This window comes from Croceibacter sp., assembly GCF_002716225.1.
Lineage (GTDB): Bacteria > Bacteroidota > Bacteroidia > Flavobacteriales > Flavobacteriaceae > Croceibacter > Croceibacter atlanticus.
In genome coordinates this window covers 457,945-477,444 of the sequence record NZ_PAZX01000007.1, presented here as the reverse complement: position 1 = coordinate 477,444, position 19,500 = coordinate 457,945, and the positions used below count along the sequence as shown (strand labels likewise).

At 35.1% G+C, this 19,500-nt stretch carries 12 protein-coding genes; 7 read left to right on the top strand and 5 right to left on the bottom strand.

The genetic code is table 11. The features are described from left to right. The 5 genes from CL818_RS05895 to CL818_RS05875 form a co-directional block, all read right to left on the bottom strand. Positions 1–1,830: a glycoside hydrolase family 13 protein gene (locus CL818_RS05895; protein WP_286972220.1), complete on the bottom strand. Its 1,830-nt coding sequence runs from the start codon at positions 1,828–1,830 to the stop codon at positions 1–3. Positions 1,831–1,884: 54 nt separating this feature from the next. Continuing rightward, positions 1,885–4,191: a maltose phosphorylase MdxK gene (mdxK, locus tag CL818_RS05890; RefSeq protein WP_272972614.1), complete on the bottom strand. Its 2,307-nt coding sequence runs from the start codon at positions 4,189–4,191 to the stop codon at positions 1,885–1,887. Positions 4,192–4,225: 34 nt separating this feature from the next. Continuing rightward, a complete protein-coding gene (pgmB, locus tag CL818_RS05885) occupies positions 4,226–4,909 on the bottom strand; it encodes a beta-phosphoglucomutase (RefSeq protein WP_272972615.1) in 684 nt (227 codons plus the stop codon). Then, positions 4,896–6,419, bottom strand: coding sequence for an MFS transporter (locus CL818_RS05880; RefSeq protein WP_272972616.1), 1,524 nt, complete (start codon positions 6,417–6,419; stop codon positions 4,896–4,898). The genes pgmB and CL818_RS05880 overlap by 14 nt, the downstream gene beginning before the upstream one ends. A 143-nt stretch (positions 6,420–6,562) precedes the next feature. Then, a complete protein-coding gene (locus CL818_RS05875) occupies positions 6,563–7,582 on the bottom strand; it encodes a LacI family DNA-binding transcriptional regulator (RefSeq protein ID WP_013186779.1) in 1,020 nt (339 codons plus the stop codon). A 221-nt stretch (positions 7,583–7,803) separates the two neighbouring features. Between CL818_RS05875 and CL818_RS05870 the strand changes: the two genes are divergently transcribed. The 7 genes from CL818_RS05870 to arsS all read left to right on the top strand — a co-directional run bounded on the left by CL818_RS05870 (position 7,804) and on the right by arsS (position 19,465). Next, a complete protein-coding gene (locus tag CL818_RS05870; RefSeq protein WP_272972617.1) occupies positions 7,804–10,743 on the top strand; it encodes a SusC/RagA family TonB-linked outer membrane protein in 2,940 nt (979 codons plus the stop codon). A gap of 24 nt (positions 10,744–10,767) precedes the next feature. Continuing rightward, positions 10,768–12,375, top strand: a complete 1,608-nt coding sequence (locus tag CL818_RS05865; RefSeq protein ID WP_272972618.1) for a RagB/SusD family nutrient uptake outer membrane protein — start codon at positions 10,768–10,770, stop codon at positions 12,373–12,375. A gap of 24 nt (positions 12,376–12,399) precedes the next feature. Further along, positions 12,400–13,491 (top strand): SusE domain-containing protein, encoded by a 1,092-nt coding sequence (locus tag CL818_RS05860; protein ID WP_272972619.1) that lies wholly within the window; start codon positions 12,400–12,402, stop codon positions 13,489–13,491. A gap of 5 nt (positions 13,492–13,496) precedes the next feature. Continuing rightward, entirely contained in the window at positions 13,497–14,960 is a 1,464-nt protein-coding gene (locus CL818_RS05855) for a SusE domain-containing protein (protein WP_272972620.1), read from the top strand. A 61-nt stretch (positions 14,961–15,021) separates the two neighbouring features. Further along, a complete protein-coding gene (locus CL818_RS05850) occupies positions 15,022–17,835 on the top strand; it encodes an alpha-amylase family glycosyl hydrolase (protein WP_286972213.1) in 2,814 nt (937 codons plus the stop codon). 148 nt (positions 17,836–17,983) lie between these two features. Continuing rightward, positions 17,984–18,319 carry an arsenosugar biosynthesis-associated peroxidase-like protein gene (locus CL818_RS05845; protein ID WP_013186773.1) on the top strand — a complete coding sequence of 112 codons (336 nt, stop codon included), beginning with the start codon at positions 17,984–17,986 and terminating at the stop codon, positions 18,317–18,319. A gap of 90 nt (positions 18,320–18,409) precedes the next feature. Further along, complete coding sequence (gene arsS, locus CL818_RS05840; protein WP_272972622.1) at positions 18,410–19,465, top strand: arsenosugar biosynthesis radical SAM (seleno)protein ArsS; 1,056 nt, start codon at positions 18,410–18,412, stop codon at positions 19,463–19,465. Positions 19,466–19,500 lie beyond the last annotated feature (35 nt).

The window sequence follows — 19,500 nt, the reverse complement described above, 5'->3', positions numbered from 1 at the left end:
TTAGTTTAAGCTTATTACTAATGGAGATTTTCCCTTAACCGTTAAGGGTTCATCTAAATTTAGTGTGTTTTGAGAAAATAACTCTTTACCTGTTGTAGCTTTCTTAATACCTTCAGCAAAACGACTTAAATCTAAAGTCTGTTCTTCTGGATTATTATTTAATACAACCATTACAGTTTGATCTTCTAAACTTCTGAAATATACGTAGACGTTATTTTCTGGAAGGTAATGTAATAACTCTCCTGTATGTAACGCTGGTGTCACTTTTCTGAAATTGAAAAGTGTTTTAGAGAATAAATGATATGCCTCTTGCTCTTCTGTACGGCCATCTTTTGTAAAGGCGTTGTTAGCATCTGTAGCCCAACCACCAGGAAAATCTTGTCGTATAGCACCATCTCCTTTTCCTTTGTCGCCACGCATTCCTATTTCACTACCGTAATAAATTTGAGGTGTTCCTCTTGTGGTAGCCACTAACGTCATTGCTAGTTTATAATGGTCTAGGCTCCCATTGTAAATTTCGTTTATACGTCCGGTATCATGGTTTTCTGCAAAAACCATAAGATTGTCTATGTCTTGGTATAAAAAGTCATTCACAAAATTATCGTACGCTTTAATCATTCCGTCATTCCAGCTGGCGTTGTCTTCTTTAAACATTACACCAATTGCATCATGAAGTGTAAAATCCATGACGCTTGGGCAATGAGAATTAAAATTTTGCAAGGCTCCTATTTTGCTGTCTTTTTGCCAATATGCTATTTGGGCTTGATTATGTAGCCAAACTTCTCCTACAATATTAAAGTTAGGATATTCATCTGTAATAGCTTTTGTCCAATTTGCGATGCCTTCTTTATCATTATATGAATAGGTATCTACACGAAAACCATCTAACCCAGAATACTCTATCCACCAAATGGCATTTTGTATTAAATAGGTTAACGTTTTAGGGTTGCTTTGGTTTAAATCTGGCATTGTACTCGTAAACCAACCATCTTCACAGTAACGTGTATCTATTGTAGATGCGTTTGGATCGTACTGTGTTGTCATCCTATAGTTTGAGTTGGCATAGCCATCTAAAGGAAAATCTTTGCCTTTATTGTCTTCAAATTGATGAATCCAGCTTTGTTCTGGTAAATCTTTAATTAACCAATGTTCTGCACCCCAATGATTGGTCACATAATCCATTATTAATTTCATATCGCGTTGTTCCATTTCGGTAGCCAAGCGCTTATAATCCTCATTGGTGCCATAACGTGGATCGATCTTATATACATCGCTTTGTGCATAGGTGTGATAAGAATATTTTGCGTCGTTATCTTCTAATAGTGGTGTACTCCAAAGTGCAGTAACTCCAAGATCTTCTAAATAATCTAATTGATTAATTACACCTTGTAAATCGCCACCGTGACGGCCACCTTGTTCTGCTCTGTTTACTTTTTCTGTAACACTTGGCATACTGTCATTACTTGTATCTCCATTGGCAAAACGATCTGGCATTATTAAATACACCAAATCACTTGAATTAAAGCTTTCTCTTTCTTTTGAGTTTGCATCACGTTCTTTTAAGGCAAAAGCCTTAGTGAAAGATTTTGAACCTTTCTTTTTGAACTTAAATGAATATTCTCCAGCAGAAAGCCCTTCAAAATTTACATTAACAAACAGATAATTTGGATTTTCTGTACGCTCCACATTTACAATAGATATGTCTTTAGAGGACACCTCATAATCTGAAATGTTTTCACCATAACATAACAGTTGGACTGATGTTAAATTCATATCTGCCCACCAATTTGGTGGCTCCAACCTTTCTAACTGTGCAAACGTTGTTTGCATGCTTAGAAGTAAACAAATAGCTATTATTAACCGATTCATATTATGTGTTTTAAATTATGCCTTTACAGGTTGTGATGGTGAAATTTTTAACGCTTCTCCATTTAAGATAATGCTTAAAGTTGAGTTACCTTCTACCTCAAACGTGCTTCCTTTTTGAGACACATTTACCTTAACCACTTGGTTTCTGAAATTAACTTTAAAGGAATATGCATCCCATTCTTTTGGGATCCTTGGTTCAAAAGATAGTGTATCGTTTACAACACGCATACCACCAAATCCTTCAACAATACTCATCCACGTTCCTGCCATACTTGTAATATGGCAACCTTCTTCTACTTCCTTATTATAGTCATCTAAATCTAAACGAGATGTTCTTAAATAAAATGTATATGCTTGGTCCATTCTATTCAACTTTGCTGCTTGTATACTATGCACGCAAGGTGATAATGAGGATTCATGGACTGTAAGTGGTTCATAAAAGTCAAAATGACGCTCTAATTCTTCTTCTGTAAAATGATCTTCGAAGAAATAAAACCCTTGTAACACATCTGCTTGCTTAATGTAGCACGATCTTAATATACGATCCCAACTCCATTTTTGATTAATTGGCCGTTGTGTTTTATCAAGCTCTGAAACCGGTATTAACTCTTTATCTAAGAAATTATCTTGCTGTAAATACACATCATATTTACCTGAATACGGTAAATAGACATTGTCTACCAATTCTTGCCATTTGTCTAGCTCCGAGTCATTAAGTTTAGTATGGCCTACAATGCGATTATAATCGTCACTATAACCATCCTTAACCTTATCTAAGCATAACATAGTGTACTCTATACACCATTTTGCAAAGTAGTTGGTATACCAATTATTATTTACATTATTTTCGTACTCATTAGGACCAGTTACGCCTAACATTACGAATTTGTTTTTCTCTTGACTATAGTTAAAGCGCTGATACCAGAATCTTGATATTGCTATCATAACTTCTAATCCCATTTCTGGAATATAGCTAAAGTCTCCTGTGTATCTTACATAATTGTAAATGGCATAAACCATAGCACCATTTCTATGTATTTCTTCGAAGGTTATTTCCCATTCGTTATGGCTTTCCTCACCATTCATAGTAACCATTGGGTATAATGCTGCACCGTTAGTAAAGCCTAACTTTTCAGCATTTTCAATAGCTTTATCTAGGTGATTGTAACGGTAAGCCAATAAGCTTCTTGCTACATTTTGGTCTTTGGTTGCCATATAAAATGGTATGCAATACGCTTCTGTATCCCAATATGTGCTACCACCATATTTTTCACCTGTAAAACCTTTAGGCCCAATATTTAAACGTTCATCTTTTCCTAAATAGGTTTGGTTAAGCTGGAAGATATTGAATCTTATACCTTGCTGTGCTTTTACATCACCATCAATAGTAATGTCTGCCATATCCCAAATTGAAGCCCAAGAATCTTTTTGCTGTTTTAACAACGTTTCATATCCTAAATTGATGCTTTCTTTAAGAACTGTCTTTGCTGCATCAATTAATTGAGATGTTTTGTGATTCATATCTGTCACATATCCCGCAAATTTTTGAATACTAGCTTCTTCGCCTTTATTTACATTTAATGTGTATTTATAATATAATTCTGAATCTGATTGGGTGACAGATGGTTTTAAATTCTGCTTTTGCCCATCGACAAAGACTAGAGATTGCATGTAAGTTCCTACATGGAATTCTGTTTTCATAGTTTTAGAGGCAATGAATCCTTGTTGGTCTGCTTCTGTAACAGATAGTATATCCCAAAATTTATCATCCCAATTAGTATCTTCATTAGTAATACCTGCATCTATATAGGGCGAAAATTCAATAACGGCCTTTGTATTAACTGGAGTTACCTTATAATTAATAACTCCAAGCTCATCATGTGTTAGCGACAAGAAGCGTTTTGCACTTACGTTTACCTCAACATCATTTGGCAAGACTGCAGTAAATGAACGCTCATACCATCCTTCTTTCATATTAAGTTCACGCTTATAATTAGTTATGCTTTTACAGGTATTTAAATCTAAAGTTACACCATTAACTGTAACATTGATCCCAATCCAGTTTGGAGCATTTAGTACTTTGGCAAAATATTCTGGATATCCGTTTTTCCACCAACCTACACGTGTTTTATCTGGATAATAAACACCAGCAATATAACTACCTTGAAAGGTGTCTCCTGTATAAGTTTCCTCAAAATTAGCACGTTGTCCCATAGCACCGTTTCCTAAACTAAAAAGGCTCTCTGAGGATTTTACGCGGTCTTTGTCAAAATCATCTTCTATAATTGACCAAGCGTTGGCTGTGATATATTCTTGATTCATTGCTTTAAATTTTCAATAGTCATTAACACTACTCTTAGTTTTGTTTTAGAGTTGCGTTTTCATTTTCAATTAATTTATTTATAAATGCTTCAGAAATCTCTGTGAAATCTTTGAATACATAATCTGCTTCGTGAAGCACCTTTGGGTCTCCTATACCAATACTAACCATGTTAGCTTTGTTTGCAGCTTGTATGCCTGAGATTGAATCTTCAAAAACTATACATGCTTCTGGGTTTAGGTCTAAACCTTTTGCTCCTTTTAAAAAGACTTCTGGATTAGGCTTACCTTTAGTAACGGCATTACCATCTACTATAACCTTAAATGTATCTAACAAACCAACGCGTTCTAGAATTGGAGATGCGTTTTTACTTGCAGACCCTAAGGCTATTTTTTGTTGTTTATTTTTTAAGTACTCTAATGTTTTCTCAACATCTGGCAGTATTTCAGAGGCATTCATATCACTTATATGTGCTAAATACTCTTCATTTTTTAATGCCATTTGCTTATTAAACTCTTCTTCAGGCAAAGTGATGTTTCCCCATTCTAGGATCATCTCAAGCGATTTTACTCTACTTATGCCTTTTAGCTTTTCGTTATCGTTTTCAGTAAAGTCGAAACCTAACTGGTTCGCTAAACTGCGCCAAGCTAAGAAATGGTATTTGGCGGTATCGACAATTACACCATCTAAATCGAATATGAATCCTTTAGTTTGTTGCATCACTAATGTTTAATTTTTTATTGGTTTTAACCCTTAATGTTAATAGTCCAGAAAGGATCATAGCAAAACCACCTATGATTAGAGCATAAATTGGTTCGCTATTAAAATATTCTTTAACTAAAAAGCCTAAGATTGTAGCAGCTACTATTTGAGGTATTACTATAAAAAAGTTAAATACACCCATATAATATCCCATTTTAGCTGAAGGCAATGAGCCAGAAAGCAACGCGTAAGGAATTGACAATATACTTGCCCAAGCCACACCAACACCTACCATTGCCAACAATAATCCTACTTTAGTAGTTACAAAGTAGATAGATATTAAACCTAAGCCTCCCATTACTAAAGCTAGCATATGTGTAAATTTGTTGCTTGTACGTTTAGCAAGTACTGGCAGCAAAAATGCAACTGCTGCAGCGACACCATTATAAACTGTAAACATAACAGTAACCCAATCTGCAGAGTCATTATATAATACAGTTGTAGTATCTGTAGTACCAAATACGTGTCCAGTTACTGATGCTGTGGTGTAAATCCACATTGAGAATAATGCAAACCAAGAAAAGAATTGTACCCAAGCCAATTGTTTCATGGTTTCGGGCATATTCAACATATCTGTCATAATAATGGTAAATCCATTTCTTATGTTTTGTTTTCTAAGTTGAGCTACTATAATAAATAAGGTGCCTAATACAATTAAACCGACAAACAAGATATATAGTTCTTTAGTGAGTGAATTTGCGTAGATATAGTAGCTTATAATTGCTCCAATTGCAGCCATCACCAAACCTATAGTTTGCTGGTTTTTAATGTTTTTTTCTCTGTTTTCTATTTTAGGCTGTAAAGATGCTTTAGCGTTAGAAGCGGCTTCAAAAGCCTCTAATTCTTTAGGAGAATATTCTTTAGATTTAAAAACGGTCCACAAGACTGCCATTAAAAATACCACGCCACCTACATAAAAAGACCACTTTACAGATGGCGGTATAACACCTTCTGCCGCTGTATTTTCTAAACCAATCCAATTGGTGAAAATATATGGTAGTAAAGACCCGACAACAGCACCTATACCAATAAAGAAACTTTGCATAGCAAAGCCTAAAGTACGTTGTCTGTCTGGAAGGTTATCTCCTACAAAAGCTCTAAAAGGCTCCATTGAAATATTTATGGAGGCATCCATAATCCAAAGTGTACCTGCCGCAATCCATAATGATGGAGAGTTAGGCATCATAAATAAAGCTATAGATGATAAGATTGCGCCAATTAGGAAATAAGGGCGACGCCTACCTAATTTTGTCCAGGTTCTGTCTGAAAAATAACCAATTATAGGTTGTACAACTAATCCTGTAACAGGAGCAGCTATCCAAAGTATAGGAATATCTTCTACTTGAGCACCTAAGGTTTCAAATATTCTTGAGGTGTTTGCGTTTTGCAGAGCAAAACCAAACTGAATACCAAGAAACCCGAAACTCATGTTCCAGATTTCCCAAAAACTTAACTTGGGTTTTTGCATATCGTTTGTATTAATTAAACAAGACGATAAGCCTTAACAAAGAATAATTATCAAGACTTAACAGCGAAAAGTGAATCATTAAGTTTGATAATCGGGTCAAATATAAACTAATTTTTAGAAATGTCTAAAAAAGCAATGTTATCTTATTTTGTAGATTCTCTTTCAATAAGTGATGTTTCGAGTATAACGGTTTGGTAGAGCTCTTTTTCATCTTCTGGACGCTCAAGTTTATCAATAAGTAGTTTTGCTGCAGTTGCACCCATTTCTAAGCCTTTTTGATTAATTGTAGTAAGACTTGGTATGAAATGTTTAGACAATTCGCCATCTGTAAATGCAATTACAGAGACATCTTCTGGTACAGACTTTCCTTGTGTCCTTAAGGCTCTAATAGCCTCTACAGCAAAATGTTCATTAACTGCAAAAATACTATCACAAGAGGTTTGCTTCAAAAATTCTTCAATTTTTTCAGCATAATGGTCCATATCTTCTATTTTGAGAATTAAGGATTCATCAATAGGCAAATCATTACTTTCTAAGCATTCTAAATATCCTGTAGTTCTTAATTTTCCTACGCTCACATAATCTACTGTAGTTAATAGCGCAACCTTTTTTGCTCCTTTATCAATTAGAAACTGAACCGCCTGTCGTGCGCCTTTCTTATCATCTATAATAACTTTATCGCAGTTAATTTCTGGAATCATCCTATCAAACATAACAACTGGCATACCTTGGTTTATGGTTTCAACCAAATGGTGATAATCTTTCTTTTGTTGTGTTTCTTTAGCGACAGACATTATAAAACCATCTGTACTGCCATTAGCAAGTATCTCCATGTTTATAACTTCCTTATCAAATGAGTTATTAGAAAGACATACAATTACATTATAACCTTCATCATTAGCAACTTGCTCTATACCTTTAATTACGGTAGTAAAAAAATGGTGTACTATTTCTGGAATGATAATGCCCAAAGTTTTAGTTTTTCTGTTCTTTAAACTTAGAGCAATATTATTTGGTTTGTAATTATAAAATTTTGCAAATGCTTTAATTTTCTGCTTTGTATCCTTACTAATTTCTGGACTGTCTTTTAACGCTTTTGAAACTGTTGAAATTGATACATCTAACTCCTTGGCAATTGACTTTAATGTGACTTTTTTATTCATGGGATATTGTATTCGCAATAAAGGTAATGCATAATTATTAACCTTTTATCTCAAACGGATGTTAATGAAATATTGTCATAAATAGAAAGTTGTCAACACGAAAACGTTTTCGCTGAGGATAATTTTTTATTTCTTAAAGTTTACTTAATGATTTATATATTTTTAACAACGAAAAGTGAATCTATTAAGTACAATCATTTACTAACTCATTACTATTTTATATGAAATTACTTACTAAATGTTTATGGCTGTTTGTGCTATTTCCGCTCTCTTTATTTGCGCAGGATATTGTGACTGGAACAGTAACTGAAGCTGCCTCTGGATTACCAATACCTGGAGCAAATATTTTAATTAAGGGTACCGCAAATGGAACCTCCACCGATTTTGATGGAAATTTCTCAATTTCTCTAAATTCTGGTGATGTTGTTGTAGTAACCTATGTTGGGTTTCAAAAACAAGAAATTACCTATACTGGCCAATCTAACCTATCATTTGCAATGAAGGAAGATGCCGCAAAATTAAATGAAGTAATTATTGTGGGATATGGAACTACAACCATGAAAAGCTCCACAGGTGCATTAACTGCGGTTACAGAAAAAGATTTTAATCAAGGTAACATTGCGACACCAGAAAACTTATTAAGCGGTCGTGTTGCTGGTTTATCTATTAATACTAGTGGTGCACCAGGTTCAGGATCAGACATAAGAATTCGTGGTGGTGCTTCTCTAAGTGCCTCTAACCAACCTCTTATAGTTATAGATGGTTTACCTATAGATAATGATGCCGTAGGCGGTGCAAGATCTATATTATCTACTATTAACCCTTCAGACATTGAGTCTTTTACTGTTCTTAAAGATGCTGCATCTACAGCAGTGTATGGTAGTAGAGCCTCAAATGGTGTAATTATTATCACAACTAAAAAAGGTGGTAAGAAGTTTAAGGCAGAGTTTAATACACAAGTAGGTTATAACACACTTGCTAAAACTATAGATGTATTTTCTGCAGATGAGTTTAGAGCATTAGTAGCCGAGCAGCGTCCTCAAGATGTAGGATTATTAGGTGATGCAAATACAGATTGGCAAGATGAGATTTATGAAAATCAAGTAACTTTTGATAGTAACCTGTCTTTAAATGGTTCTTTGTTTAAAAACACATTACCAGTAAGGTTTTCTGCGCGTTTTACAGATAGACCTGGATTAAGAAAAACATCGGAGTTTCAAAGTAATGCCTACTCTTTACGTGTTAACCCTAGTTTATTTGATGACCACTTAAAAGTAAGCCTTAATGCTAACCTTACTCTAGAGGATAACAGGTTTAGTCCTGGTGTTGAAGGTGGTGCTTTGCGTTTTGACCCAACACAACCTATTTACCAAGAAGGATCTGCTTATGGTGGTTTCTTTGAGTTTACAGATTCAAATGGAGATCCACTAGCCAATGTTGCTAGGAACCCAGTAGCAGAGCTTATGCAAACTAGAAATGTTAGTGAAGTAACACGTTATTTTGGTAATGTTGTATTAGATTATAAGTTTCACTTTGCACCAGAGTTTAGTGCATTATTAAACTTAGGATATGATAAGAGTACTGGTAAAGGTACTTTTATGAGACCTGAAGAAAGTGCCTTGGGTGTAAGAATAGTAAACGACGAAGGTGAAACTGTTTTACTAGGAAACAGCAGTGCTTATGAAAACGAAAGAACTAACCAGCAGTTTAACTTTCAATTACGTTACGACAAAACTATAAACGACTTTACTTTAGGGGTACAAGGTGTATATAACTACCAAAAATTTGAATCACAAAGTTTTTCTACTGGAGAACAAAATGACCCAAACACCCTTATTGTTCCTACTACTAATATAGACCCAGAAGTAGTTTTATTAACCTACATAGGTAAAGGTGAGGTGTCTTATAAAGATAAGTACTTCTTATCTGCATCTGTTACTAGAGATGGTACATCTAGATTTAGCCCAGATGAGCGTTTTGGTACATTCCCAAGTGTTTCTGCAGGTTGGACAATTAGTGACGATTTCTTTGCAGAGTCTGAAAAGTTTAACTTCTTAAAATTAAGAGCAAGTTATGGTGTAACTGGGCAACAAAATATTGGTCAGTCTTTATTGTTTACAAGTCGCTTTGCTTTAGGAGAACCTAACTCTCAATATCAATTTGGAGACGGCTCTATTCCTATTGCACAGCCACAATTTAGAAATGAGTTGCTTAAGTGGGAAGAGACTAAGCAAACTAACATTGGTTTAGATTACGGTTTCTTTAATAATCGCATTTCTGGTTCTGTTGAAGTTTATAAAAACATTTCAGAAGACTTATTATCTTTTGTACCAATCGCAGATGGTTCTAACTTTAGTAACCAAGGCTTTTTAAATATTGGTAGTTTTAGCTCTAAAGGTTTAGAGTTTACTATAAATTCTGATATCATTCAGCAAGAAGACTTAAACTGGAACGTAAACTTTAATGCTGCTTTCTTAGATAGAGAAATTGAAGATCTTGCTTTTGGTTTAGATATTGAAACTACAGGAATTGCTGGTGGTACTGGTGGTACTATTGGTTTACAGAGAGAAGGCTTTGCTCCAGGTTCTTTTTATGTTTATAAGCAAGTTTATGATGCAAGCGGAAACCCTATTGAAGGTGCATTCGTAGATCTTAATGGTGATGGGTTAATAGACAACAATGACCGATTTATTTCTAAAAATCCAGATCCAGACGTGTTATTAGGTTTTTCTTCTACAGTAAACTATAAAGGGTTTGACCTTTCTGTATTTTTAAGAGCTAGCTTAGGAAATTACGTTTATAACAATGTAAGCTCTAACAATGCATACTATAACAATTTAAACAGTAATGGTTTCTTAGCTAACATACCTACATCTGTATTAGAAACTAACTTTACTCAAAGTACAGACGAAATTATAAGATCAGACATATATCTTGAAGATGCATCATTCTTAAGAATGGATAATGCTACTTTAGGATACACTATCCAATTAGATGATACTAAATGGGGAGATAGTTTAAGAATCTGGACAGGTGTACAAAATGCATTTGTTATTACAGACTATAGCGGCTTAGATCCAGAAGTAGGTGCATCTGGTGTAGATAACACCATTTTCCCTAGAGCTAGAGTGTACCAATTTGGAGCTAATTACAAATTTTAATAACATCTATAAATTAAAGATATAATGAAAATTCAAATCAATATACTATTACTGTTATTAGCAGTCTTCACATTGACCACGTCTTGTGAAGGAGACCTAGATGTAACACCTAACGATCCAGAATTACTTTTGGAAGACGAGTTTTTTGCAGACTCTAACAGCTATACTAGTTTATTAGCTGGTGTTTATGCCAACCTTTCGCTTTCTGGCTTAAGCGGCGCAGGCAGCTCAAATATTGGAGGCTTAGATGCTGGTACTGGACAATACATTAGAGGGTTATATAACTTACAAAACCTTTCAACAGACGAATCTATTTTCACATTCGAAAATGATCCAGGAATTAGAGGTATACAACGTGGTACTTGGGACGCAGAAAATCCTTTAATATTAGGAGTATTTGCAAGAGCGTCTTTTTCAGTTACATTAGCAAATGAATTCTTAAGACAAACCACAGACGAACTATTAGACTCAAGAGGTGTTTCTGATGACTTAAGACAAGACATCACTCAATTTAGAGCAGAAGCTAGAGTATTACGAGCATTATCATATTACCATTTATTAGATATGTTTGGAAAAGCTGCTTTTGTTACAGAGAATGATGTTATTGGTTCTGCTACACCTCCACAAGAAATTGTAGGCGAAGAGTTATTTAACTTTATTGAAACAGAGCTTCTAGAAGCACAAACAGACTTAGCACCAGCATTACAAAATGAGTATGGTCGTGCAGACCAAGGTGTTGCTAAGATGATTTTAGCTAAACTTTACCTTAATGCAGAAGTGTATATAGGAACTAACCGTTATACAGACTGTTTAAATATTTGTGAAGAGCTTATTGGTAGTGGTTATACACTTACTCCAAACTATTTAGATAATTTCTTGGCAGATAACAATACAAATGGTGCACAGAATGAGATTATGTTACCATCTGTAAACGATGGTTTATTTGCTCAAAACTTTGGTGGTACTACAATTTTAGTACAAGGTCAAGTTGGTAAGATGGAGCAAAATGGAGAGTCTTTAGGTGTTAGTGCTGGAGGATTTGGAGGTTTGTTTAGACTACGTAGAGAGTTTTCTCAACTATTTGAAGACGGTCTTTACAACAATGACCAAAGAAATTCATTAATTACTAGTGGCAGACCTATAAGCGTACAGCCAGTTTCTGAAGGAAATAATGGTTATATTCTTACAAAATACTCTAACAGAACATCAACAGGAGAACAAGGATCTGACCTAACATTCTCAGATGCAGATTTCCCTATTTTTAGATTTGCAGATGTTTATCTAATGTACGCCGAAGCTCACTTAAGAGGTGGCGGCGGAAGCTTAGATCTAGCTGTAGGTTATATTAATGAATTAAGAGAGCGTGCTTTTGGTAGTACGCAAGGTAACATTACAAATAGCCAATTAACACTAGATTTTATTATTGACGAACGCGCAAGAGAATTACATTGGGAAGGCCACAGAAGACAAGACCTTATTCGTTTTGGTTTATTTACAGGCAACCAATACGTTTGGGAGTACAAAGGAGACAGCCCAGATGGAGCATCTATCGAAGCTACAAGAACACTTTACCCAATTCCTAGTTCGAGTATAGCAACAAACCCGAACTTAATACAGAATCCAGGTTATTAATTCAATACAATTAAAACAATAATTATGATAAAGAACCTTAAAATTGCGTCGCTTTTCCTACTAGGCCTTTTAGTTAGTGCCTGTAGTGAAGACGATTCAACAGATTTTCAAGCAGAGCTTACTGCACAGCCAGTGGCTTTAGAACTTGACATTACGAGCATCTTATTAGATGCTAGCAATGTAGACAATCCTGCAGTTACCATATCTTGGGAAGAAGCAGATTATAACGTACCTACAGAGATTAAGTATGACGTACAAATGGCTACAAATGCAGAGTTCACAGACGCCTTATCATTAGGTACTGTAACTAAAGGAAGGCCAAATGCAATCACGCTAACTGTTAACGACTTAAATAAAAAAGCAAGCCAAATAGGGTTAGCTCCTTTTAACTGGTCAGATGTTTATGTGAGAGTTAATTCTTCAATAGGAACTACAAATAGCTTAGCAGCAACATCAAACACTGTTGTTTTCGAAATCTATCCATTCTTTACCTATCCTTTTAAAGATTTGTATTTAGTTGGTAACGCAACAGAAGCAGATTGGAATAACAACAACGAAAATCCACTACTTTACAGAGATTCTCAAAACGATAACCTATACACCTATACAGGTCGTTTCTTAAGTGGAGATATGGCATTTAAACTTCTTGAAGTAAGAGGACAATGGCAACCACAATGGGGAACAAACGGTGGTGACGAAGTAAATGTAAATGATGGTTCTGGAGATGATCCAGGCGTTTTTAGTGTCCCTTCAGAAGGGTATTACTCATTTACAATAGATCTTGCAGAACGTACATTTAGCATAGATCTTTTTGATGAAGCTAGCGCAACAGATTACACACAAGTAACAATTACAGGCTCTTCAACTACAGAAGATGTTGCTATGACACAATCTACTTTTGATCCTCATATCTGGTCTGTTCTTTCAACAGATCTAAATACTGGTGGTATTCAATTTAGTTTAGATGGAACTCTTTGGGGTGGCACTAGTGAGTTTTCTGGACAAGCCTCTACAGATGCAGGAGAAATTCCAATTCCAGTAGCAGATGCTTACGAGATTTGGTTTAATGACCTATCTGGAAAATACGGTATGATTCCTATTAACTTATCAAACTAAACATTATGAAATTTATATACAAACTTAGTTTTTTAGCAGCATTCTTTATGTTGTTTACAGCTTGTGAAGATGATGAGTCTTTAGTGGTACAAGATCAAGAATCTGTATTTACAGCAAATAATGGAGATGTCTCTAACTTAAGTCTTAACTTTTCTTACCCAGAAAACCCAGCAACAACAGTAACTTTTACTGGAGATGAAGAAGGTCCTTTTTCTATTGTACTTTCTGCAGATCCTGAGTTTACATCTACGGTAACTTTAGGAACAACACAAACCAGTAGCTTTACTGTAAGTGTTGCTAACTTAAATACAACGCTTTTAGAAATAGGCGCAGAACCATTTAAGGAGTTTACATTTTACTTAAGAGGAGAAAGTGCTTCAGGAAACACAGAAGCTTTAATATATACAGCAACAACTTATGTTGAAGCAGATCCAGAATTAAATGCTCCTGTGGAAGGCTCAAGCATAGTTTTAGATAACTCTACATTGGAAGATACAGCTGCAACTATTGCATTTGAAGATTTTGATACGGAAGGCGCGACAGTCTCTGTAAACTATACATTACAAGCTACTTTAGGTGGCACTGAGTTTACAGCACCTCAAGAAATAACAGCAAATTCTAATGACGATAACTTCACGACGTCTTTTGCTTTAACACACCAATCGTTAAATACTATTGCTAATTTAAGTGGTATAGAAGCAGGAGAAACAGGAGATTTAGATTTTAGACTATTGGCAACAATCACTACAGAAACTGGTGTTCTAGAAAGAACCTCTAACCTACAAACAGTATCTGTTACCACATATGTTCCATTAAACGGACCTCGATTGGCAGTTCCAGGACCTCACCAAGATGGTGGAGATCCTAGTTTTGGACAGTGGAATCCTGACGAAAATGAAAACGTGGCGTTTGTACCTTATTTAGAAGCTAGTACAACTGGAGAAACCGATTATGAAGGCTTTGTGTACTTAACTACAGAATACAAATTTGTAACACCAGATGCAGATGGAAATTTTGCGTGGGGAAATGTAGATTATGGTGATGCTTCAGGAAGTTTAGCTTACACACAACAACTTACTGCAGATGGCGAAGGAAATTGTGCCACACCAGATGGAGAAGGCTACTACCTAGTAAATGCTAATACAACAGATCTTACTTACTCTGCACAAAAAACAGATTGGGGTATTATAGGATTTGCTACTACTGGAGATGATTCTGGCTGGAGCCAAGATATGGATCTAACTTTTGACAGAGCTTCAAGAACTTGGTCTATTACGTTAGATTTATCTGTAGGTGAATTTAAGTTTAGAGCTAATGACGATTGGGGCACTAACTTTGGTTTAGCGTCAGACGGTACGTTAGAGTTTAACAGCTCTACCAATATGTCTGTTAGCGAGGCAGGAACATATGAAGTTATATTAGACTTAAGCAATCCTAGAAATTATCAGTTTTCTTTGAATTTGTTATAATCTGAAACTAATTTTTAAAGGCTGTGGTAACTCACAGCCTTTTTTATCTTAAAACATTTCTATGAAATCAATCTTTACATTTTTAGCAGTTTTAATGGTGATGACGCTTTCAGCACAAAACATCACAATTACACCTGCATCTTTTAACCAAACAGATGAAATTACAATCACATTATCAGGTATAGATGTACAACAACAATGGGGAACCTCAGATGTATATTTATGGGCTTGGTTTTATGAGCCTAACAGTGATGCTGCAACCAACTCTCCAGTAACTGGTAGTGGTGGTTTTGGTAATTCACCAGCTGAAGCTCAATTTACCAACAATGGTGATGGTACATATTCTTATGTAATTTCAGACCCTACGCAGTTTTATAATTCTACCAATATAGATCGAATCGGCGTGCTTGCTAAAAGCCAAAATGGCGCTAGCCAAACAGGAGATTTTATATTTAATGTTGGTGTATTTGGATTAAACCTTAACAATCCTACAGAAGCAGTTTCATTTATAGATGCCGGAAACACATTAAGTATTCAAGCTGAAACGGGTGTTAATGCAAATTACGAGCTCTTTGTTAATGGTACTAGTACAGATACTCAAAATGGACTATCTACATATACATATGATGTAATTGTTTCAGAAGATTCAAATTTTGAATTGGTTGCAACAAATCCAGACACTAATGAAACACTTAGTGAAACATTTCAAGTTTTATTAACACCCAACCCTACGTTAGCTGCCGTACCTGCAGGAATGAAAGATGGTATAAACATTTCAGAAGATAACACATCTGTTACTTTAGTACTTTATGCACCTAACAAGGACTATGTACACCTTATTGGTAATTTTAATGATACAGATTGGGCACTAAGCAATGACTATTTATTAAATTTTGATGAAGCTCAAGACAAACATTGGATTACATTAAACAACCAAACGCCTGGAGAAAATCTTTTGTTTCAATATCTAATTGATACTGAAATTACGATAGCAGACCCTTACTCTACTCTAGTACTTACACCAAACAACGATGTGTTTATTCCAGAAAGCACGTTTCCTAACATTCCTGATTATCCATCAGACAAAACACAAGATGCAATTAGTTGGGTCATTCCAGGAGCATCAGAATACACGTGGCAAATAGACAATTTCGAAAAGCCTGCAAAAGAAGATTTAGTGGTTTATGAGCTACTTGTAAGAGATTTTGATGACAATAAAAACTTTCAGGATGTTATAGATCGTCTAGATTATCTAGAAACATTAGGGATAAACGCCATTGAATTAATGCCAGTTTCTGAGTTTGATGGAAACATAAGTTGGGGTTACAATCCACAATTTCACATGGCACTAGACAAGGCGTATGGAACACCAGATAAATTTAAAGAACTGGTAGATGAGGCACACGCTAGAGGAATGGCAATTATTCTTGATGTAGTTTACAACCAAGCAACAGGACAAAACCCATTATACAGAATGTATAACAATTGCAATGGTTGTTATGGTGGTCAAGCAACTGCAGAAAGTCCATATTTTAACCAAGTTGCACAGCACTCTTACAATGTATTTAATGATTTTGACCATAGTAGCAATGCTACAAGACAATATGTAATGCAAACCGCTCAATATTGGATAGAAGAATACAAGATAGATGGTATGCGTTGGGACTTAACTAAAGGATTTACACAAAATTGCGAAGGTGATGAAGGCTGTACAAACAGCTATAACCAAGACCGCGTAGATGTTTTAAAACTATATGCAGATGCACAATGGGATGTAGATGAAGATTTTCTTATCATTTTTGAGCATTTAGGAAATGGAGGTTCAAGACAAGAAGAAATAGAATGGGGTAACTATCGCTTAGATGAAGGAAAAGGTATTATGACCTGGAATAAATTGACAAACCCTTATAACCAAAGTACAATGGGTTATAATACAGAGAATAATATTAGTGGTGTATCTTATATAAATAACAATTTTACCGCACCAACTCAAGTAAGTTATATGGAAAGTCATGACGAAGAACGTCTTAACTATAAAAATTTAGCTTTCGGAAATTCTAATGCGAGTTATGATGCAACAGACTTACCAACGGCTTTAGACCGTTTAGAAGCTGCAGGAGCGTTCTTTTTTACGGTTCCAGGTCCTAAGATGATATGGCAATTTGGAGAACTTGGTTATGAAACAAGCATTTTTACGTGCTCTAACGGTACGTTGCCTACACCTTATGGTAATGACCAATGTAAGCTGGACGAAAAACCAGACGGTTGGGACTTTCTAAATGATCAAAATAGAGTAGATCTTTATAACACATGGTCTCAATTAATAGCGTTAAAATTGGCAGAGCCAATTTTTAAAACTACAACCTTTACATTAGATGTTGGTAACGCAAATGGTTTAAAGAAAATACAGCTAGAAGACACTAATGCTACAGGAAACTCTATAAGGTATGTCACTGTTTTAGGAAACTTTGGAATTACCACACAAAGTATAAATCCAACATTTCAAGAAACAGGAACTTGGTATAATATGCTAACTAATGAAACTATAGAGGTAACAAACACAGCTAATGAGATAAGTTTAGAACCAGGTCAGTTTTACGTGTATGCTAATGAAGCTAATAGCTTGAGTACTCAAGACGTGTCACAACCTTCTTTACTTTCTGTTTACCCTAATCCTGCAACACAAGGATTTAGCGTAACACAGGCATTAGATACTTTAGAGGTTTATGACATGAACGGAAGGTTAATTCTTAAGCAGTCAAACATTTCTACTCAAGACACTATCCAAACAGGTAATTTATCTGAAGGGCTTTATATTGTTAAGGCAACTGCAAAAGGAAATTCTTTTGTAACTAAACTTCAGATTAAAAAATAATCCCAATTCTATTTATTTAAATAGCCTTAAAGCGTTCTTACAATTTGTAGGAACGCTTTTCTATTTTAAAAAACTATAATGCCAAGTTCCTCGTAAGTATCTATAGTTAATAACGATTAATACTTATATTTAGGCAAAAATATAGATCATGAACAAAACATATTACGACCCAGCAGACCTAAGAAAATTTGGAAAAATTACAGAATGGAGCGAAGAGCTAGGTACAAAATTTTTTGATTATTACGGTAAAGTATTTGAGGAAGGCGCATTATCTGCGAGAGAAAAATCTTTAATTGCATTAGCTGTTTCACATGTTGTTAAGTGTCCTTATTGTATAGATGCATATACTAAAGATGGCTTACAGCGTGGTATTACCAAAGAAGAAATGATGGAGTCTGTTCATGTTGGTGCTGCTATTGAGAGTGGCGCAACACTAGTTCATGGTGTACAGATGATGAATAAATATGAGAAACTTTCTCACTAAGATTTTTAATTCTAAAATCTTTTAAAACTGAATTTTTAAATAGCTCTGTGAGTTTAAAACACTAAACTCTCATCTTAAATATTATATTGAATGGCGACTAAGTCTCTAAAGAAACAAGACAGCGAATTAGCAAATGCAAACAGACAGTTAGAAATACTTTCAAACGGAATTTTTCAAAGTGGTGAATTGCCAACTTTTAAAGAAAAAATTTCTGAAATAAACCAGTTCCCTTTACGCCCAAAAACCCTTGAGATTTTACAGATGAATTTAGGGTATATGTGTAATCAGGTTTGTGAACACTGTCACGTAGATGCTGGACCAGACCGTAAGGAAATTATGACGGTCGAGACTATGAAACAATGTCTTGAAATTATTAAAACTACAGGAGCACATACGTTAGACCTAACTGGTGGCGCCCCAGAAATGAACCCAAATTTTCGTTGGTTTGTTGAAGAGGCTTCAAAAGCTGGTATTAAAGATTTTATTGTACGTAGTAACCTTACCATTATTCGTGCAAACAAAAAATATTATGACCTTCCAGACTTTTTTAAAGCACACAATGTTCACGTAATATCCTCTATGCCACACTGGACTCGTGGTAAGACAGACAAACAACGTGGTGATGGTGTTTTCGATAAATCTATTAAAGCGCTGCAAGAACTAAATGAGCGTGGCTATGGTATGCCAGGAAGCGATTTACGCTTAGACCTTGTTTATAACCCTAGTGGAGCCTTTTTACCAGGCGATCAAGCTGCTATGGAGAAAGATTTTAAAAAGGCGTTGCTTGAAGATTTTAACATACAGTTTCACAATCTTTTTGCTATCACTAACTTACCTATTGCGCGTTTCTTAGACTATCTAATAGCTTCAGAAAATTATGAAGATTACATGTATCAATTAGTTGATGCCTATAATCCTGCAGCAGTTGAAAATGTGATGTGTACTAATACAATTTCAATTAGTTGGGATGGTTGGTTGTATGATTGTGATTTTAACCAAATGCTTGGCTTAAAGGTTGCTAGTAAAGTTAAACACGTTTCAGATTACAATGAAGATTTACTTAATGACAGAAACATAATTATCTCACAACATTGCTATGGTTGTACTGCTGGTGCTGGTAGTAGCTGCCAAGGTACTGTAGCATAAAGGCACTCTTAAACTTAGTCGAAAAGCTTTTTAGT